Source organism: Anaeromonas gelatinilytica, assembly GCF_016820635.1.
Lineage (GTDB): Bacteria > Bacillota > Clostridia > Tissierellales > SIT17 > Anaeromonas > Anaeromonas gelatinilytica.
Genome location: NZ_WSFU01000068.1, coordinates 30317 through 51346 on the forward strand (window position 1 = coordinate 30317; position 21030 = coordinate 51346).

Genomic DNA, 21030 nt, shown 5'->3' on the forward strand with positions numbered 1-21030 from the left:
TGAATCACTCCTTAATAGGAATTTCATACTTCGACCATGTCGGTCTATAAAAAATTATACCATCAGTAGACCATATTAGTCAAGAAATATTTCCTCATTTTTTATGAATAATTATAAAAAATCTTCAGAAATTCAAAGTGTCTAATTTATAAATTACACTTTATTAAACCTGATGAGTTTTAAAATCTCAATTATTTTCATCTGATATAAATATTATGATAACTTCATATTAGTTTTTATTCATATATTTTTTCAACAAATATCTTTTTTATATTTTATATAATTATATATCTAATAAAATAGTATGCAACAGAAAAAGCTAGACTAAACGCCTAACTTTACAAAATTTATTTATACTTTTAAAACAAATTGAGATTTTAATTTCACATTTCCAAAACCTAAATAAAAATACTGAGGACAATAATACTATCCTCAGTATAAATAAAATCTAACTACACTTATTATGCTTTTCTGAAATACTACAACCACTACAGCCTGCACAACCACCTTGATTTTTCTTTTTTCTGATACTATATATAGAAAAAATTAATGCAGTGACTATAATTGCTACAACAATGAAATCAACCATGTTTCCCATCCTTTCTACTTAGAAACAGCTATATGTTTTTTTGAATTTCTTATCTTATTTGTAACTCCTATTGCAATAGCTACTAAAAGAATTATCCCAAATACAATAAGTACAATATCACCATTAACGACTGCTGATTCTGATGCTTCTTCCATAGCTGAAATATTAAGAGTTTTTGATGTTGTAACCTGACTACCTTTAAATATAATACTACCTATTGCATTAACTAATAATGCTAATATATATGCTAACCCAGTTTGATAGCCAACAGCAAATAATGTCAATTTCCAGTTACCAAACTCTCTCCTCATTGCTCCTATTGCTGCAAAACATGGTGCTGCAAAAAGTGTAAATATCATAAATGCAAAAGCAGTTACCTGAGTAAACTGAATTGGCATAGCATTACCTACAGATGCAAATGTAGCTACTACAACTTCCTTCGCAATAAGTCCTGTCATTGATGCAACAGCTGGTGCCCATGAATCTCCAAATCCAAGAGGTACAAACACCCATCTAATAGCTTCACCAATTCCTGCTAACATACTTTCAGATACTCTTTCAGGTGGTAAATATTCTAATGAAAAACTAAATGATTGTAATAACCATATTACAACACTAGATACAAATATTATGGTTCCAGCCTTTTTAATAAAAGACTTTGCCTTTTCCCACATATGAATTGCTACACCTTTTAATCTTGGAATTTTATAAGTTGGAAGTTCCATAACAAAAGGCGCGGGTTCTCCTGCAAAAAACTTTGTTTTCTTTAAAAATATACCAGATATAATAACAGTAAATATTGAAATAATATAAATTGATGGTCCTACCCATGTTTGCTCAGAAAACATCATAGCAATAAACATTGCAAATACAGGAAGTTTTGCTCCACAAGGTATAAAAGGTGTAAGCAAAATAGTCATTCGTCTATCTTTCTCATTTTCAATAGTTCTACTTGCCATTATACCTGGTATAGAACACCCTGTTCCTATTAACATAGGTATAAATGACTTTCCAGATAGCCCAAACTTTCTAAAAATCCTATCCATAATAAATGCCACACGAGCCATATATCCACTATCTTCTAATAAAGAAAGGAAGAAAAATAATATCATTAATTGTGGTACAAAAGTAAATATGGCACCTATACTACCTATAATTCCATTACCCACAAGATCAAGCGTCCATTCTGATGCGCCAAGATTAGTTAAAACAGATATAGAACCATCTTGAATTATTCCAAAAAAGTCTTCAACATATCCTATTGTCCAATCTCCTACTGTAGATATTGATACATAATAAATAAGCCATAATATTCCAAAAAATATGGGCAATGCAAGCCATTTATTTGTTACAATAGAATCTATTTTATCTGAATTAGTCATCTCTCTATATACTTTTTTATAACATTTAAATATAACTTTTTCTATATAATTATATCGTTCAGTGGTAACTATACCTTCTGCATCATCATCAAACTCTTCCTCAAGTTTTTCTACTATTTGTTTTATTTTATTTTGCTTAGTTTCGCTCAAATTCAATTTATCAATAATTTTTTCATCTTGTTCAAATAATTTTATCGAATACCAATATTTATTACTTTCATCATCAATATCATTTTTAATTAATTCAGAAATTTCGTTTATACTATCTTCTATCTTATCACTAAATATGTTCTTAATGATATTTTCTTTATTACTCTTTGCCAGTTCTATAGATTCACTAGCCAAAGCTCTAATACCATTACCTTTAATAGCCGAAGTCTCTATAACTGGACATCCCAATTCTTTAGAAAGTTCTGCTACATCAATTTTGTCACCATTTTTATTTACAACATCTATCATATTCAATGCAACTACTGTAGGAATACCCGTTTCTACTAATTGTGTAGTAAGATAAAGATTACGCTCCATATTAGAAGCATCAACTATATTTATAATTACATCTGGTTTCTCATCAATAAGATAATCTCTAGTAATTACTTCCTCCAAAGTATATGGCGATAACGAATATATACCTGGTAAATCTATTATAGAAATATCTTTATGCTTCTTAAGTTTTCCTTGTTTCTTTTCAACTGTAACACCAGGCCAATTACCCACATATTGTGATGAACCTGTAAGTTCATTGAACATTGTAGTCTTACCACTATTAGGATTACCTACAAGTGCTAAATTAATATTCAATTATAATTCCCCCTTATTCATATACATTTTATTCTACAACTATTTTGTTCGCATCTTCTTTTCTTAATGATAACTCATATCCTCTTACAGTTACTTCTATAGGATCTCCTAATGGAGCAATTTTACGAATAAATATTTTTGTTCCTTTAGTAATTCCCATATCCATAATCCTTCTTCTTACAGCACCTTTACCATCAAGTTTTTTGACTTTTACAGTGCTACCAGGCTCTATATTTTCTAATCTTTTCACATCATCAACTCCTTTTAAATCATAATCCTATTTGCCATAGTTTTATCAATCGCTACTCTCGTACCTTTTATATTTACGATAAGATTTCCTTGAAATTTTGATACAATTGTAACCTTCTCATTTACTATGAATCCAAGACTTTCTAAAAAATTTTTTGTTTTATTCTTCCCATTTATCTTCTTAATTAAGTTTTGTTTCCCTACTTCAGCAAAGGTAAGTGGCATAATTAATTCACCTCCAACTATATCGTATTAATCAAATTATGTATTAAAATCAATAGAAAGTAATAGTAATTTTAATATGATATTGATAATTATTATCATCATCTAATTATATAGTATCAATTTTTTTTAAATGTGTCAATGAAATTAATTAAAATTTTACAAATAAAAAATACCCTCAAACATCAATTTCAAGATAGATATATAATATATCTATCTTGAAACAGAACTGATATTTATAAAATCTAATCCTTAAATAAATCTCATTAGCATTTGTTTCTTTATAAATCTAATTGAATCAACTAATTTCATAAAATCCCTTTTTATTTAAAATTAGGTTTTTATAAAACATCCAAGGAATTTTAAGTTTTACTTTGTTATGATTCTATAAAATTGATATTAAATCATTATATTACTTAGTTTATAAAAATAAAACAGAAAAAATACTAAGTTGTATAGTATTTAAAAAGGGATTAGAAAAGAACACTTACCTGAGATAGCTAGTAAGTGTTCCGGAGATATACCTTAGAATTAATGGTTTATTTAGAATTGGTATTGGATTTACGGCAAAAATTTATTATGATAAAAAGCCATAATCCGTGAATTACCACTGATTTTAGTACTAATATTATATTAGAAGAATCATTAACTAATCTTGTTACCCAATAAAAAGGCAACAGTGCTCCTAAAAAACTGGCCCATGGTAATTTTAATAAATCAATAAGTGCTAAGATAGTAAAGACACCAAAGCCTTTAGCATAGGTGAGTCCCTTTACTTTATCGTCAGCCACTGTAAATAATAAAAGTCCTATAATTATTGAATCAATACCAAGAAGTATACTAATAAGAGCTAAAGTAAATGTGGGAATATAAAATATATTTAAGATATAATATCCTATAAAAGTGTATATTATACTTAATATAAATGGTATTACTAGTCTATTACATATATATCCTACAGAACCTAAAGGAGTAACGGACATTAATTCATATATTTTAGCATCCCGCTCATCAATCATTAAGAAAGCTACAACAGCTCCTAACATATTAGGAGTAAATAGTAGAGACGCAGAAAGAACATATCCATAATAATTTTCCAAATTAAATCCGGTCATATTGTATAGTACGGGAACAAAAAATACTATCAAGAGTTTGAATACTACAAAAATAAATATTGGAATGAACATAAATAAAATAAGTAGAGGCTCTCTTATCATCATTTTAAAATCTGCTTTCAAAGAAGTAGTACTTATCATTTACTTTCACCTCCATAAACAATTCTATTCTCAAAGACATTTTCAGTATAATTAAATAAAAGTATATTTGTAATAATCCCTGAAATAATAAAAAAAGACACATTGGCTGCTGATATTCCATAAAATGCACCAAATATTAATCTAAGTCCCAAAACACTGGGGAAAATATTAAATAACCAGTTATAAGGGAAGTCTATTAAAGAAAAACAAGGAAGAATACCAATAAACATATACGGTATCATATCGATAAAATATTCATTAACACTATCAGATCTTGTAACCGTTAGGAATCCTAAAAGAGTAAAAAACACGGAAGATATTAAGATTCCTACCATTAAAAGAAGCCAGTTAATAGATTCTCTGTAGGTGGTAGCACCAATAATAATACCAGCAATTTCACCAAGTATGCTAAGTGATATGATTTTTGATAGCAAGTATTCTCGTATTCTAAGAGGGGTTACGACAATGTATTGAAGTACTCCTTGTATTTTTTCCAACATAACTATTCCACCAATGAAGAAAAATCCTACAATAGAAGGATCCCCAAAAATAATAAGAGGAATAGCAATTTTACTTGCATCGCTGGGAAGTTGACTGATTATTAGCATATATATAAGAATAAGAACTATATATACAATATAAAAACCCTGCTTTAATTGAAAAAGCACATCCGCTTTAAGCGCTTTTATAGTTCTCATAATAATTCCCTCCCTGTAAGTTTGATAAAAATATCTTCTAAAGTTGCTTCTTGGCTATGTATTGTTTTAATATTTTTTGACTTTAGAATTTGAAAGAAGTTTGAATTATGAGAAATGGAATCCATTGGAAATTCTTCTTTTTTTAATACATTATTTTCAACATATTTAACTTTAACCGTATGTTTACCGTACTTTAATTTCAAATTATCAGGTCTATCAATAACAGGGATACCGCCATCTACAATAAACGCAACCCTATCACAGAGCTGTTCAGCTACAGTCATATTATGAGTAGTTAAAAATACTGTCTTTCCTCTCTCTTTTAATTCTACTATCATATCCTTAACTATTTTTGCATTAATAGGGTCAAGGCCAGAAGTTGGTTCATCAAAGAATAGAATCTCTGGATCATGCATAATTGAGCGAATAAAATTAAGCCTCATTTTCATTCCTTTTGAGAACCCTTCTACCTTTTTATCCTTATCTCCCAACAGTCCCACTCTCTCTAGTAGTTCATCAATATTTAAACAGTTATTTTTATAATAAGAACCTATTAGTTTTAAATTTTCTATAGCTGTCAGTTTCTGATATAGATTAGGAAAATCGAATGCAACTCCAATGTTTTCAAAAAAATCCTTACTCAACATCCTCCTTTCTTTTCCCATTATCTCAACACTACCTTGGTAGCCACGAAGCAGTCCGATAAGAATTCTTTGAGTCGTTGTTTTCCCTGCACCACTGGGACCTAAGAATCCGAATATTTCTCCTTTTTCAATATTAAAGTTAATTCCTTTAATTGCCTTTTTCTTAGATTTTTCATATGTAAAATCCATTTCAGAAACTCTAATCATATATATCCTCCTTTTAAAATCACGTGTTCTTTTTTGAGTTAAAAAAAATTACCACTTCCCTATAAGTCCCATAGCTCCGATAAAATAGAATAAAAATAGTTCAGTTATAAGACGCTTTCTAGTTTTTTCATCCTTATGTTTTTTTAAGATAGTTATAAGACCGCTTAATAATTGTTCTGAAATTATTTCTGCTAGTAAAGGATCTTTACTAGCAGGATTAAATCGCTCCATATGGTCAATAAAATGTTCCTTCATTAAGTTAATAGCTTCCAAGCGAGTATTTTCATAAGGAGTTCCTGCACTACATTCGATTAAGAGCACGAAACCATCGGAAAAAGAAGGCATCATACGGATAATTAATTCTCCTAAAACCTTTCGCCACTGACTAACATCAGAAATATTCCATAGAAAATCTGGTCTTTCTATCTTCTCATGATTTTCCATGAAAAACTGAAAGTTTCTATATTCTTTTTCTACCAATAATTTAAATAATGCTCCTTTATTTTCAAAGTAATTATAAAAATTACCTATAGTAGTTCCTGCAAGTTTAACTATTTTCCTAATAGAAGCATTTTGGTAACCTTTTTCTAAAAATTCTTTTTCGGCTTCTTTTAGAATAGATTGCCTTATTTCATCTTTTTTTACTTGCATTAAAAATCACCTGCTTTTTTTTAGTATAATACAATATCTTTTATATGTCAATATCTATTAAATTTTATACTTAAAATGATTTATATACTATATTTAAAGTTCCAATATCTTGATTTTCAATAATTCTACATTCTACTCCATATAATTCATTTATTATTTTTTTAGTAAGGATTTCTTTTGGTGTACCATATGCAACTATCTTACCAGATTTCAATATCTAATATATTAACAGATAGATTATTCTATATAGGATAGTACCACCAATCACTTATAATAAATAATTTAGTATATCATTTACACCTATAAATTATAAAGATTCTCACTAAATTAAAATAAATAATTATAAGGTATAATTAGCAGATTTTATAATCTAACTGTTAAAAATAAAAAAATCAGCGAAAATTTGCTGATTTATTACAAAATAAAAACCTTTCTAAAATAGAAAGGGTATTATCGAATTTAAGCAGGATAATCCTACTTTTTAAATGACACTTCCCCATCCTCGTGAGTAATAAATAGCGTTGTTAACATTGGCAGGTCTCCTGACTTAGGAATATAACAAACCTTATACCTTCCCATGATTTACACAGTGGTTTAAATAAGGTTCTATCCATTACAGTGGCGGGACCGTGTCGGTTTTTCACCAGACTTCCCTTTTAAACAACCTCTTGATAGATTGTACCAATAGTCTTCTTATTCAATTTGACTAAAATATATCATCATTCTTTCAAATTGTCAAGTTTCTTATATGAATTTTTTTATCCATGCACAACGCACACAAAAAGCACTTGGAAAATTATATCCAAGTGCCTAAATAATATCTTTAATGGAAAATATTATGTGTCTAATAGTGCATATTTTTCAATTGCAACCGCTACTCCACTCTCTTCATTCAACAATGTCACAGCATCTGCAGCACACTTTATTGCATCAGTTCCATTTTCCATAGCAATAGCTAGTCCTGCTGCATTTAACATTTCTATATCATTATTACTATCACCACAAGCCATAACTTCTTCCATATATAATCCAAGATGTCCTGCCAACCGCCTTAAAGCAAAGCCCTTATTTGCATTTTTGTGATTAACCTCAAGATTATTATTTAATGAAGAGGTTATAGAAACTTCAGATATACTCTTTAATTTCATCTCTACATGACTTCTCATATTTAAATTTTGGAAAAATAGATTTACTTTTTCTATATGTAATTTATCTACCTTTACAAGATCTAAAATATCATCCACACAAGTTCTCGTATCATAAATATATGGAATCATATTATCTGGAATTAAGAACTCATTAAGCCGTTTTATATTTCTATGTTCTGTAAATATTCTCCCTTCTGCAAATATATCTAAAATAGGATCTAAAGGACGCAAAGCTTCAATGATTTGAATAACTATTTCCTGCTTTAGATAGCAACTATATAATACTTTATCTTCTCTAAGATTTACCACAGCTGCCCCATTAGAACAGATAGCATATTTAATGTCTTCATTCTTTAAGATTTCTTTAGGCATACCTGCCATCGGTCTTCCAGTAGCAGGAACAATAATAATACCTTTATTTATAGCCTGATTTAATACTCTCTTGTTCTTTGCTGACAATGTCTTATCATCAGATAATAAAGTTCCATCCATATCAAGTGCTATAAGATTTACCTTTCTACCATTCTGCTTTTGTTCCATCATAATTCTTCCAATTAGGATTAGACCATTGTAGTCCTTCTGCTGCAACTTCTTTCACCTTTTCCTCATCAATAATTAGACCTAAGCCAGGCTTATCTGGTAATCCAACAAATCCATCTTTATATTGGAATATCTCTTTATTCTCAACAAAATCAAGAAGATCAAAACCCTTATTATAATGAATTCCTAGTGATTGCTCTTGAATAAATACATTTGGACTACAAACATCCACTTGTAGAGTTGCAGCCAATGCTATTGGACCATAAGGTGCATGTGGTGCAGCTGCAATATCATAAGCTTCAGCCATAGCAATGATCTTTCTTGTTTCCAAAATACCACCAGTAAGTGCCACATCAGGCTGTATTATGTCTATATGTCCACTGCTCAATATGTTTTTAAACTCCCATCTAGTATATAATCTTTCACCAGTTGCTAGAGGAACTGTAACATGATCTGCTACTTGTTTAAAAGCTTCTTGATTTTCACTTAATACTACTTCCTCTAAGAACATAGGACGATATGATTCTAACTCCTTTGCCAAGACCTTAGCCATTGGTTTGTGTACTCTTCCATGAAAATCAATCCCTATATTTAAATCCATACCGAATGTTTCACGAAGTGCTGCTACACGTTCTACAACTTCATCTATCTTTTTAAAGCTATCAATATAGTGTAGCTCTTCAGTTGCATTCATCTTAATAGAGTCAAATCCCCTATTTACTCTATCCCGTGCGTCATCAACTACATCACTTGGACGATCTCCTCCAATCCAAGAATATACTTTTATTCTATCTCTTGCTGAACCCCCAAGTAGCTCATAAACAGGTGCATTATAATATTTTCCTTTAATGTCCCATAAAGCCATCTCAAATCCTGAGATGATTGTCATATTAATAGGACCTCCCTTAAAGAATACACGATATAACTCTTGCCAAAGTTTTTCTATTTCTAATGGGTTACGTCCAATAATTCTTCTTGACATTTCATATGCTCCTGCTACAACAGTTTCAGTCTTTGTCCCTGACACCATCTCACCCCAGCCTTCAAACCCATTATTGGTAGTGATTTTTACAAATATCCATCTTGGTTTTACAGTATATACCTTAACATCTGATATAATCATTTTTGACCATTCCTTCCCTAGCTGTAATTATAAAATACAATAAAATATTTACTTAAAATAACTTTCATTATTTATCTGATTGCTGTGAAGCTAAGATTTGTGTTCTTTTCTCGCTTAACTTCTTCATAAATACCCAAACACCTATCAATATAATTATAAGAATAGGAATACTGATTACTAAATTGCTAATAAATGTTTTATATACAAGATAACTCACTGTCAAACTTGTTGCAGCAAATGAAGTTATTAAACCATCTCCAATATTAACACCTACAGATGCGGCTAACTCTGTCAATACAGGTGCTGTTGCTGTACCCGCCAAAAGAACTGCTGCCATCGCAACAAGACCCATTACGATACTTTTAAATATGTTTCCACGAGCAATTGCCACTACCATTGCAACTCTGAACGTTACAACCGCTAAATCCGCAAATGGTAGTACACGGTTTCCTGGTAGTATTGATGCCATTGCTATTGTTAATGGTATAATGATTAATGATGTTGTAATTACTTGCTCATTCCCTACAACAACTGCTGCATCAAGACCAATTAAGAAATTTCTACCTTTGAATCGAGTTTGCATAAAGTTCTGTGCTGCTTCTGAAATAGGCATTAATCCTTCCATAAACAGAGATGTCATCTTTGGAATCAATACCATTACTGCTGCCATACTAACACCTAATCCAAGAATATCTGATATTGGATATTTTGCTAATATCCCAATAGCACCTCCAAGTATTAGCCCAATTACTGCTGGTTCTCCAAAGAATCCAAGATATTTCTGTACATCTTTAATATCAAAATTAATTTTATTAATTCCAGGAATTCTGTCTAATAGCCAATTTAATGGTGCTGCTATTATAACAGAAGATAATGCTGACATGGTTGGAAGGGAAACCCCTGGGATTCCAAAGAAGTCTTCAACAAGTGGTGCTGTCCAGTCAGAGAGTTTAAATGTAACAATAGCCATAACTACAGTTGCTAATATCCCCAATATAACGTTTTCCGTTACAAAATAAACCATAATTCCTACAATTGCCATATGATGATAGTTCCAAATATCAACGTCTAACGTATCAGTTGCTTTTAATAAAAGCATAATAATATTTGTTGCTAATATAGCAAAAATTAAAATTGCTATAATTGGTGAAGCCCATGTAACTGCTGCTATAGAGCCCCAGCCCACATCTATAATATCTAATTTAATACCAAAATTTTTAACCATTGCTTGTGCTGCTGGTCCAAGATTTTCTTTCATCATGTCAATAATCAAAAGGATCCCAGCAAAACCAATTCCAACTGTTAAGCCAGAACGAAATGCTCTTGATAATTTCAATCCAAATATCAATCCTACGATTGTAATTATAACTGGAAGTAAAACAGTTGCTCCAGCATCTAAAAGCAAATTAAATGCGTTATACATAAATTCCATTTGTGCATCCCTCCATATATTTTATTATTTCTATTCATATAATTATTTCAAATAAGATAATATTTTTTCAAATATTTCTTCTTGTCCAATACCTGTTAATAGCGATATAGCTCCTACAATAGGTGTGGATATTTTCCCAACATAATTTCCTGTTGTTACCACTAAATCATAATCTTCTGCTTTTGAAGGAACTTCTAATAACTTACATTGTGTTATCGTTGCTTGAATTCCTTCATCTGCTAATCTGTCCTTAATCTTACTAGCTACAACTGTTGATGTTGCAATTCCATTCCCACATGCTACTAATACTTTTTTCATTTTCTTTTCCTCCTATAATTTAAATATTTTTATAATAATTGTTCTTTAATCACTTTATAAATTGTTTTTGAATTATTAGATTGAATAATCTCCTTTACTAATTTCTGATTCTGAATTAATTCTATAACTTTTTGAAGCATGTTCACATGTCCATGTACTTCTGTTAATGCTAGCATAATAATAAGACTTACATCTATCTTCTTGCCTGGATTATCCATGGCATGAAATTTTACTGGATTTTCTAAAATCCCTACACAGATAGCTGCTTGGTTCACATGCTGTATATCAGTATGGGGAATAGCTATATTTATATTTCCTGTAAACAAACCGGTTGGATATTCTTCTTCACGAGATAGAATTGCATTCTTATAAGTATCCTTTACCAACCCATGTTTACATAAATATTCTGCCAAGGTTGATAACACTTCTGTATTGTTTTTTTCTTTATTTAGTTTTAGTATAAGTGATTTGTTAAATTTAATTTCGCTCATATTGTCTCCTTTTCAATATTACTTATTTTAATTTTGATTCAAAGTACTGAATGGATTCTCTTAATCCTTCTTCATTTTCATTTAATATATCTTCTTTTTTGAAAATACCTGTTCCTATTCCTACAAATTTTGCTCCTGCATCAAAATACTCCTGGACATTTTCAGCGTTGATTCCTCCAACAGCCATAATTGGAAATTCACCTAATGGTGCTTGAACATCAGAAATATACTTGCTTCCCAGCCTCGATGCTGGAAAAAGCTTTATAATATCAGCTTTAAGATCAAGAAGTGTTTTCATCTCAGTAGGTGAAAATGCTGCTGGAACAGATAAAACATCATTTTTCCTACATAAATCGATTATTTCTTGACTTAACATTATTGGCGATAAGATAAACTTAACACCTTTTCTTATAGCTGCTTCTGCTTCTTGGTAGGTCATAATAGTACCTGCCCCTACTTGAATGAAATCGCCAAATTCATAATTAATCTTTTCTATTATGCTCAAAGCATTCGGCGTGTTCATAGTAATTTCAACAGCTTGAAGTTTAGTACCTATCAGATTTTTTACAACCGTTCTGACTTGAGAATAATGATATCCTCTTAATATAATAGTAATTTTGGAAAATTTATTAATATTCATTTCAAAGCTCCTTCCTTGCCTTATAATAAAGCAAGAAAGGTGCCAACTATTTGACTGGTTTTGTATTTATACACAAAATGTTTAAAATTTCTTCACTCGATTGGCTACTACGAATTGCAGAAAGTAAAGATTTATTAGAAATTATTGAATATAATTCATCAAAATATTTTTTTGAATTTTCATTAAGAGCCAATACAAAAATAATATCTACAAAGTTCACTCCATCCCAAATAATAGGGTTGTCCAGTTTTGTGATAGATATGACTGGTTTTGTAACGAGTTCTGTATAACCATGGGGAATAGCAATACCGCCTTCCAAATATGTGGTCATTTGACTTTCTCTTTTGTATACACTAAGTAAAAACTCTGGTTTCACATATCCATCCTTTATCAATTTATTAATAGCATTATCTATCACTTCATCTTTATAAGTGTATCTAGGATTCACAAAAATATTTTCTGATTTAATGACTTCATTTAAATGATTTTCTTCAAATAAATTATGACGTTTAATCATTCTTTGTAATTTATCTAATCCTTGAGACTTAAATATTTCTGTTACAGATATAAAAGGATATCCCATGACTTGTGGATCTATGGTCCCAACGACTGCAACAATTCGATAATTTTTTGCAATGGATTCAATAATATTTTCTACTTTTTCTCCTTCTATATATCCTTTGGTCAGTATAGTAATATTTTTTAAATCCTCTTCCAAATAAGTCCTAATGTGATTTCTTACTGTTTTTGCTACACCTTCTCCCGTGATACAAAGACAGAGGATTACATTTTGTTTGTCCTTATCTTTAAGCTCTTGATTGTTCTTTTCCTTTGTTTGTAAAGTTCCATTATTTTTTATATCAAGTTCCTCAGCTATTTGATCAAGAGATTTAGAAGTCCATAGCACTTTTCTAATAGCCTCTATTACCATAAGAGTATCAGCTCTTGCCACTATTCGTACTGAAATTCCAGTTTCTCTCTCAATCTTTCCTCCCATTGTTGTAAGAGAACCCATGTCTGCCAATATAAGGCATCCCTTTTCCTGGTCAATCTGCTTTACCACGTTTATTACTTTATCGATCATAGAAGAAGGAGAATCCTGAAAATTCATCTCTAGACCAACAGCATAATCTGTACCCATGATGGTATTTGCCGTTTCAGACATGCCACAAGCCACTTTACCATGGGATACGACTAGCAGTCCTATCTTTTCTTTATTCATTTGACTGTGACTTTGAAAATTTTTAAAATACATTGCTAAAAATCCTATTTCCTCTTCTAAAAGATTAATATAATATTTTTGTTGGATTATTTTTACTATTTTCTTTGCCACTGTATATTCTTTTGGGGATTGCTCACTAATTGCTTTTAAGTTTAAATTATTAATTCCCTTGTTACTTCTAACACGTTCCATAGCCATATTAATATGTATTGCTAGTGGGAAAATAATAGTATTTCTTAAAGAAGGTAACGACTTTTTAGCATTTTCATAGATTTCTTTTGTAATATTAAGAATCTTATCTCCTACAATACTAGATACTTCTTGAAGACTAAATTTATAATTTTCTACATTCTTTATATATTTGGACAAAGTCTTTTCTAATTCCTGAGATAACACTCCACTAATTTTTGTTTTCGATATGCCCTGTCTTTTCATTTCCTCATATTTATAGTCTAATTCATCATATATATTCTTACTTCGCTCTATGGCTGATTGTTCATATACAATATTATCTTCCGGTGAATAGTAAATATCACTATAAATTAAATCATTTATTTCTTTTCTTACTAATCTGTCATCATAACTTTCCTTTAATTCTTCTGACAAACTATCTAATCTTACTACAATAGTATCTTTATGTCTAATTTTCGCATCTAAAAATGCCTTAGCACAGCATACTTGTATATCAGATTTTAGTTGTCCTAAATTCCCTTGGTACTCTGCATCTAACAGGCATTTAAGTACATCTTCTTTTACTTGAAGTTCGCAACCAATTCTTCTGCTTTCTGTCATGAAATTATTCTGAGTAAATTGAAGCTTCTCACTTAATGGTCGATCTTTAATTGGAGGAATTTCAATGAGCATAGGAATTCTTCTTCGAAATGTTAAAAGTAACGTGCTTTCAGGATTTTCTGTAGTAGCTCCAATGATCATCACAGTGCTTTTACGCTGAGTATCTATCTCTCCTAATCTTCTAAATTTTCCTTTGTCAATTAAATAAAAGAGCATTTCCTGTCCTTTAGGTGTTAATCTATGTATTTCATCTAAAAATAATATTCCTCCGTCACAAAATTCTACAATTCCTGGTTTGTCTACTACTGCGCCAGTAAAAGCACCTTTATTGTATCCAAATAATTGAGTCAACAGTAATTGTGGGTTATCTGCATAATCAGCACAATTGAATTCATAAAAGGGGATATTTTCCCTATAATTACGAATTTTAACAGCATATTTGTACATCATTTCTGCTAAAAAGCTTTTACCTACACCAGATGGACCATAAATTAAAGTGTGAAGACCGTAGGGTGGATATAATATAGCAGCTTTTGCTCTACTTATTTGACTTTTCATACTTCCATCGTATCCTATGAATGCACTAAATATATCTGAAGCATTCTGAGATTTTTCCTTTAATGCCTTCTCACTGGAAGTCTCATCCTGAATCAAATCTAAATGTTTCTCTTTTTCTGTCTTTATGGGCTTAAATTCCTGTATTTCTTCTAATTCCTTTTTTAAACTTCCAATTACAAACTTCCCCACATCATAGCCCTGATCATTTAAAAGCCTTGTCAATTTGCGCACAGATAGATCCCCATGCTCTTCTATTAATTTCTTAATATCTTGGACTAATAATCTATTTCTTCTTTCCCTAGAATTTTGTATATTATATTTATTTCTTATAGTAGTTACATTCTCTCTAAATATACTAAGTTTTTTTGCAATCTGTTCATCACTTAAAGGATTTTTCTTATCTTCATTTTTAATTAATTGAATTACCCTTTCTTCCATATCATCCATCCTTTCATAATAATAAAACTAAAATATCAGAAAAATGCAATAGATATTGTCGCATATGCCACTATTTTATTATATAACAATTTTTCTTTTAAAGACTTTAAAACAATTTGTATATCTAAAAAATTCAATGATAAAAACTCTAGTATAAAAAATACTCCTCCTTGTAGTGACATTTTAACTATCTACTACAAGAGGAGTATATTATTCCTATTAATTTCTACTTTTTTTAAATATATATCTCTTTTTATATTTTAAACTAGCATATTTACCTATTTTTCTTATAATATTATAATTTACTATTCCCCCTACTGCTCCTGCAATAGGAATCCCTTGAATAAATTTTGCAGTTAACATTGCCTCTGATAATATCTTAGCTGTAATTTTCATTTGTTCTTCTAAATCTATTTCAGTATGTGTACCACTGTCTATATCATTAGCCAGTTTATCTATCTGTTTACTAAACTCACTCTTTCTGTCATATTTTACCATAGCTCCACTTATTATAAGAAGAATATAGGCCTTTTCTTCTTTGCTTTCATAAGTATATCCATAACTAAGGGCAATTTCATACATATTTTTCATTATAACTGATATGAAAAGAGGAATATCCGGTAGCCCAATTCCCAATAACCCCAGTACTCCTCCCTCTAAAATTGATAAGGATGAATTCATCATCTTAGATCTATTAGCTTGTTTATCTAGCTTTTTGAAATATTTTTTTCCTTTTTCTTTATCTATCCTATAGTTATTTAAATCATGTTCTAATTTGATTTTATCCTTATCATAGGTTTTCTCAATATATCCAGTACCTTTTTCAAATACTAACTGAAATCCCTTTAAAAAAACAGTTTCTAAAGTGATTTTTAATTTATCAGGTATTTTACTTTGAATTTTATCCATAACAGGATCTACTTTAGATTTTAATAATTTACTTTCTCTTTTATTTAAAATCCTATTCTCTCGCCTCTTTAGTCTTTTAAATTGCTTATTTAATTCTTTTTTCATATTTTCCCCCTTCCTATTGGATATACTATAATTATATTACTTACTTTTAAATAATCAATATCTATAGATCATTATTAACCTAATCTATCAGAACATTCATTGTGAACAACTCCATTATACATGATATTTATAAAAATCCTTTGAAGCATAAAACTATCACAATTAAATCTACATTATCCACCGCTGTAAACTTTCCAAACCTCTTAGTAAGATTTTTTGTTTCAATAATATTTTCACTCATTTTTAATACTTCCTCTATTTCATTACTTGGACATTATAACTACTCTTTTTCTTCTTTATCATAGTCAATAAAAAAATAAAGCTTTATAACATTTACTGTCATAAAACTTATCTTAAAGTTCTAAAATACTACTTAAAACTATTTATTTTTTAGTACCTCACCTTTTCTAAGATTTGCCCTCATCGTATTAATAATATCATCCATCTTTTCTAACTCTTTTAATATCCCTTTTTCTTCAGCACCTGTGTCTATTACTTTATGAATTCCACCATTTTTTATTACAATTCTTTTATCGGCCATAAGAGTTAAACTAGGATCATGGGTTGCCATTAAAACAATTTTTTCTTCATTAACGAGAAGGTTTAGAGCTCTTTTTCTATCTATTCCTGCATTTTCTATTTCATCAATAAGAACTATAGGTGAAGTGCTTAATATTGCAGTATCTGCTATCATCAATGCTCTAGATTGTCCGCCACTTAAACCTGTAACTTGGGTATCTAAATCAAACTTTTCTCCTGCTAATTCATTTGCAGCTTCAATTATTTTCTTAATCACTTCTTCTTCGTTGTCTATCATTCTACTCTTTGCATGTAATTCTAAAAATTCTCTTACAGTTAAATCCATTATAAAATTCATGTTTTGAGATAATTGTGCAACTAGCTTATTACTTGTTGAAAATCTAAGGCTTTTATCAGGTATCTTACCATTTACAAGTATAACTCTCTCTGTAGGAGTATCTTTATTAGCAGCCCATTCTATATCTGCCAATAACCTACTTTTCCCAGCACCAGTTGGACCAACTATAGATACGATTTCACTCTTATTAATAGTCAATTCTTCAAAATTTTCTTTGTTTCCATGTTTATCCTTGCCTGCAATTATGCTTATAGAATCAACTGTATCCTTTTCTAAACCTAAAAATTCAATCATCTGATTAATATATGATTCTAAATCTAATTTTATCTTTTCAACATCTATTGCCCACTCTTCAATTTCTTCTTCTGTAAAATGATTTAAATATTCTTTTAATGTATACTCTTCATATTCTTCTACATCTAGCTTATTATCTTGAAAAAAAGATAATATAAAAGGATATTGTTTCTCCAAATTTTTTATTTTTATAGATTCAAGTTCTTTTATTTTAACCATTTTTATCGCTCAACTCCATTTTCCTTACATTTCCCATTTGATACTCTTCTCCTATTCTAGTTTCACCTAAGCAATATGAGCATAATGCTGATGGCATTGGAAATTTTAATTGTCTATTGTTAACAGTTTCAATATTTTCATCTTCATCATATAAAAGAGTACTAAATTCAAAAGCTCCTTGTCCAGTTAAACCATTTACATGTATTGTTACTGCTTGTGGATTTACTGAATTAACTTTAGAGCCAAAAACTTCTCTCTCTGCTTGAGATACAATATCTCCTTTTGTTATAACGATAATATCTGCAGTTTTTAACATAGGTCCTATTTTTTTAGGAGTATTTATACCACTCAAATTATCTATTACACATATGGATTGGATTCCTTTTAAATAAGGAGAACATCTATTACACAATCCCGCACTTTCAGTTATTAATAAATCTAAATTCTTTTTATTGCCCCATTTTACAACCTCTTCAATGTTACTTGCAAAATAATGATCTGGACATAGTGCCCCAGATAATCCCTTTCTAACAGGTACACCTGCCTTCTCATAAAGCTTATCATCATCTGTATATAAACAATCAAATTTCACTACTCCTACTGATAATCCTCTTTTTTTAATAGCCTCTATGGTTTTTAATATTACAGAAGTTTTTCCTGAAGAAGGAGGGCCTGAGACAGTTACTAAATTCATATTTATTTATCTCCCTTCACGACATCATTAAATATATTTTCACATTTTACTATTAAACCTGAAATATCATTATTCTCTATATAATCCCAGCCTAACCACATATATTTATTTTCATCTGGAATCATATTATCAACATCAGGGTTAATACTTGGAAATTTCCCATTATGAGATAATATCTCTCCTACTTCCTTTGAAGCAAAAAAGTTAACGATTGGTTTTAATTCTTCTTTTTTCTCCTTTTTGCTTAACATAAATATTGGACTTATTATAGCTCCATCCTTAGGCCATATAGGAGTCATAGGACCTCCCCTAGTAGTCATTTTGGTAAAGAAATACGGCATTATAGTAACTACTGGTTTTGCAAATTTCCTTCTATGGGATTTAACCATTTCCGATGGATGCATACTTGTTTTTAATATCTTACCTAATTTTTTAATTCCTTCTTCACCATGTAACTTATAAATATTTAATAAGATCGCATTAAATAAATCAAAATCTCCTATTGGTAAACTCACACTATTCTCAAATTCTGGTTGCAATAATTCTTCCCAACTTGTTGGTACTTCTCTTCCATTTAATTCTTCCTCATTTACTAAAAAGACAGCTGGTACAACCCCTAACATGGCATATTGATTATTAGGATCCTTTAAGTTTATATAATCATTATTAAAATCTTTATTATACTTCGTAAAATCTGTTATATCTTGAAATATATCTTTTCCTTTATATTTACCAAATAAATTTTTATCAAAAAATAAATCAAAACCTGCCGACATAAATATATCAGGAAGCTCTTTTTCTGTTTTCTCTTTTAAAATATCTTCTAACCAATCAACTCCTGAAGATGCAGCTTTTAGCTCATACTCTAAATTGAAATCCAAGTTTTTATCCTCTAACCATTTTTCAAAAGCTTCTGTTAAAGGTACTCTAACAGGACAAGGCAATACTCCAGTTATTTCTATAGAATCTTTTTCTTTAGATGATTGATTAATTTTATCTCCATTATTTTCAATTCTCTCTATTACTTGTGAAACAAAAGTATCAATATTAATTTTTTTTAGTTTTAAAGCATTTTCTAGTGAAACGGATTTCCCAAATGATTTTCTCATATTATCATCTTTCATATTGTCAAATCCTACAGAAACTAATAATTCAATTGCTTCATCATATTTCTCAGTAATATCATATAAAGTATCTTTTATATCAAAATATTTATTATCCAATCTCGCCACAATCTCCCTTCTCCATAAAATGGATTTCACATCTAATTGTATAATACCATAAATATATTTCTTAGAATGTGATATTCATCACATATATATTTATCCTTATTTACTAATCTTTCCTACCCATTCATAATTATTTTTTATACTATTAAAATATCCCATAAACAGAATACTTCCTCAAATTGATATTTGAGGAAGTATAAAACATATTATTAAGTTTAATAAAAATACTTAAAGCCAACCTATTTTTTCAAAACTGGTATCCATATTTCACTTCTAAAATTTGGTGAAGTTAAATCTTTATCTTCATTCCATAAAATTTCTGGTCCCTCTGCTATTTCATAATTAGATGATGGAAACCATTCTGAATAGATACGCCCCCATATATTTTGTAGTGTATTAGGAAATGGACCTACAGATTCAAACACTGCCCATGTTGAGGCAGGAACTTCAAGTTGTTCAAAATCGTCAGGACATTCATGGGTTGTCGCTACTCCTATATATTGATCCAGTTCTCCCTTTTCTTCCATTCTTCCATCAGAAAAATTCGTTGATGCTTGAATAATTCCTGATGGCTCTACATTAGAGAGCTCTTTAAGTCTGCTAATTTTCTCTTCATTTAAACTCTTCCACATAAATGCAATCTCTGGATTTTCTCCTTCGAATACAATAGGAACTCTTTTCATAATACCAACTATACTAAATTCTCCTTTTTCTACAATTCGATAATTCATTTCACTTCCTCCTCTAATTGATAATTGAAAGGTCATTGATAGATAGGCCTTAAGTGAATGACCATTATTTCTAGCTTCTGAAGGTGTTATGCCATGCAAACTTTGAAAAGCTCTAGTAAAAGAATCTGGAGAACTATAACCATATTTAATTGCAATATCAATAATTCTTATATCATTATTGTTTAGTTCAAAAGCTGCAAGAGTAAGACGTCTTCTACGGATATACTCAGACAGTGTAACACCTGCTAGAAAAGAAAACATTCTTTGAAAATGATATTTAGAACAACAAGCTAATCTTGCAACTTTTTCAAAATCAATATCATTAGTAATATTTTCTTCAATATAATTCAATGCTTCATTCATTTTTTTAAGTGAATCCATTTTTCATGACCTCCTCTTATCAATAGAATAACAAAGATTCATGATACTAATCCGACATTTCTTGCACAATTGTGTAGGGTTAATTTTATTATAGTGAACCTCACCCCCTGAATAAAATATTCAGAGGGTGCTTCTATTTGCATTAACAAATAGACTCTCTGACTTAAATACAGCTATGCACACGATTGTT

Annotated in this window: 20 protein-coding genes and 1 riboswitch; all 20 genes read right to left on the minus strand. The window is 29.9% G+C overall.

Going from position 1 to position 21030, the window contains the following annotated elements; translation table 11 throughout:
- Window positions 1-448 precede the first annotated feature (448 nt).
- The 20 genes from GOQ29_RS05490 to GOQ29_RS05585 all read right to left on the minus strand — a co-directional run bounded on the left by GOQ29_RS05490 (window position 449) and on the right by GOQ29_RS05585 (window position 20840).
- Complete coding sequence (locus GOQ29_RS05490; protein ID WP_203371643.1) at window positions 449-589, minus strand: FeoB-associated Cys-rich membrane protein; 141 nt, start codon at window positions 587-589, stop codon at window positions 449-451.
- 14 nt (window positions 590-603) lie between these two features.
- The gene (gene feoB / locus GOQ29_RS05495; RefSeq protein ID WP_203371644.1) at window positions 604-2772 is read right to left on the minus strand and encodes a ferrous iron transport protein B; all 2169 of its coding nucleotides are present in this window, start codon (window positions 2770-2772) and stop codon (window positions 604-606) included.
- A gap of 28 nt (window positions 2773-2800) precedes the next feature.
- Window positions 2801-3022, minus strand: coding sequence for a FeoA family protein (locus GOQ29_RS05500; protein ID WP_203371645.1), 222 nt, complete (start codon window positions 3020-3022; stop codon window positions 2801-2803).
- Between the two features lie 14 nt (window positions 3023-3036).
- A complete protein-coding gene (locus GOQ29_RS05505) occupies window positions 3037-3246 on the minus strand; it encodes a FeoA family protein (RefSeq protein WP_203371646.1) in 210 nt (69 codons plus the stop codon).
- A 536-nt stretch (window positions 3247-3782) separates the two neighbouring features.
- Window positions 3783-4499: a hypothetical protein gene (locus GOQ29_RS05510; RefSeq protein ID WP_203371647.1), complete on the minus strand. Its 717-nt coding sequence runs from the start codon at window positions 4497-4499 to the stop codon at window positions 3783-3785.
- Window positions 4496-5197 carry a fluoroquinolone export ABC transporter permease subunit gene (locus GOQ29_RS05515; protein WP_203371648.1) on the minus strand — a complete coding sequence of 234 codons (702 nt, stop codon included), beginning with the start codon at window positions 5195-5197 and terminating at the stop codon, window positions 4496-4498. The genes GOQ29_RS05510 and GOQ29_RS05515 overlap by 4 nt, the downstream gene beginning before the upstream one ends.
- Window positions 5194-6048: an ABC transporter ATP-binding protein gene (locus GOQ29_RS05520; RefSeq protein WP_203371649.1), complete on the minus strand. Its 855-nt coding sequence runs from the start codon at window positions 6046-6048 to the stop codon at window positions 5194-5196. Before GOQ29_RS05520 ends, GOQ29_RS05515 begins: the two co-directional genes overlap by 4 nt.
- Window positions 6049-6096: 48 nt before the next feature.
- Window positions 6097-6699, minus strand: coding sequence for a TetR/AcrR family transcriptional regulator (locus GOQ29_RS05525; RefSeq protein WP_203371650.1), 603 nt, complete (start codon window positions 6697-6699; stop codon window positions 6097-6099).
- A gap of 515 nt (window positions 6700-7214) precedes the next feature.
- Window positions 7215-7400: riboswitch (cobalamin riboswitch) on the minus strand.
- A gap of 135 nt (window positions 7401-7535) precedes the next feature.
- Window positions 7536-8387, minus strand: a complete 852-nt coding sequence (locus GOQ29_RS05530) for a Cof-type HAD-IIB family hydrolase (RefSeq protein WP_203371651.1) — start codon at window positions 8385-8387, stop codon at window positions 7536-7538.
- Window positions 8365-9510, minus strand: coding sequence for a galactonate dehydratase (gene dgoD, locus GOQ29_RS05535; RefSeq protein WP_203371652.1), 1146 nt, complete (start codon window positions 9508-9510; stop codon window positions 8365-8367). The genes GOQ29_RS05530 and dgoD overlap by 23 nt, the downstream gene beginning before the upstream one ends.
- Window positions 9511-9577: 67 nt before the next feature.
- The gene (locus GOQ29_RS05540) at window positions 9578-10942 is read right to left on the minus strand and encodes a PTS galactitol transporter subunit IIC (RefSeq protein ID WP_203371653.1); all 1365 of its coding nucleotides are present in this window, start codon (window positions 10940-10942) and stop codon (window positions 9578-9580) included.
- Between the two features lie 42 nt (window positions 10943-10984).
- Window positions 10985-11260, minus strand: a complete 276-nt coding sequence (locus GOQ29_RS05545) for a PTS sugar transporter subunit IIB (RefSeq protein WP_203371654.1) — start codon at window positions 11258-11260, stop codon at window positions 10985-10987.
- A 29-nt stretch (window positions 11261-11289) separates the two neighbouring features.
- Window positions 11290-11751 (minus strand): PTS sugar transporter subunit IIA, encoded by a 462-nt coding sequence (locus GOQ29_RS05550; RefSeq protein WP_203371655.1) that lies wholly within the window; start codon window positions 11749-11751, stop codon window positions 11290-11292.
- Window positions 11752-11773: 22 nt separating this feature from the next.
- Window positions 11774-12391 carry a bifunctional 4-hydroxy-2-oxoglutarate aldolase/2-dehydro-3-deoxy-phosphogluconate aldolase gene (locus GOQ29_RS05555; RefSeq protein WP_203371656.1) on the minus strand — a complete coding sequence of 206 codons (618 nt, stop codon included), beginning with the start codon at window positions 12389-12391 and terminating at the stop codon, window positions 11774-11776.
- A gap of 46 nt (window positions 12392-12437) precedes the next feature.
- Entirely contained in the window at window positions 12438-15401 is a 2964-nt protein-coding gene (locus GOQ29_RS05560) for a sigma 54-interacting transcriptional regulator (protein WP_203371657.1), read from the minus strand.
- A 219-nt stretch (window positions 15402-15620) separates the two neighbouring features.
- Window positions 15621-16415: an EcsC family protein gene (locus GOQ29_RS05565; protein ID WP_203371658.1), complete on the minus strand. Its 795-nt coding sequence runs from the start codon at window positions 16413-16415 to the stop codon at window positions 15621-15623.
- Window positions 16416-16794: 379 nt separating this feature from the next.
- Window positions 16795-17805: an ATP-binding cassette domain-containing protein gene (locus GOQ29_RS05570; RefSeq protein WP_203371659.1), complete on the minus strand. Its 1011-nt coding sequence runs from the start codon at window positions 17803-17805 to the stop codon at window positions 16795-16797.
- Complete coding sequence (locus tag GOQ29_RS05575; protein ID WP_203371660.1) at window positions 17798-18499, minus strand: GTP-binding protein; 702 nt, start codon at window positions 18497-18499, stop codon at window positions 17798-17800. The genes GOQ29_RS05570 and GOQ29_RS05575 overlap by 8 nt, the downstream gene beginning before the upstream one ends.
- 2 nt (window positions 18500-18501) lie before the next feature.
- A complete protein-coding gene (locus GOQ29_RS05580; protein WP_350445976.1) occupies window positions 18502-19731 on the minus strand; it encodes an ABC transporter substrate-binding protein in 1230 nt (409 codons plus the stop codon).
- Between the two features lie 236 nt (window positions 19732-19967).
- Complete coding sequence (locus GOQ29_RS05585) at window positions 19968-20840, minus strand: AraC family transcriptional regulator (protein ID WP_203371661.1); 873 nt, start codon at window positions 20838-20840, stop codon at window positions 19968-19970.
- Window positions 20841-21030: the final 190 nt, after the last annotated feature.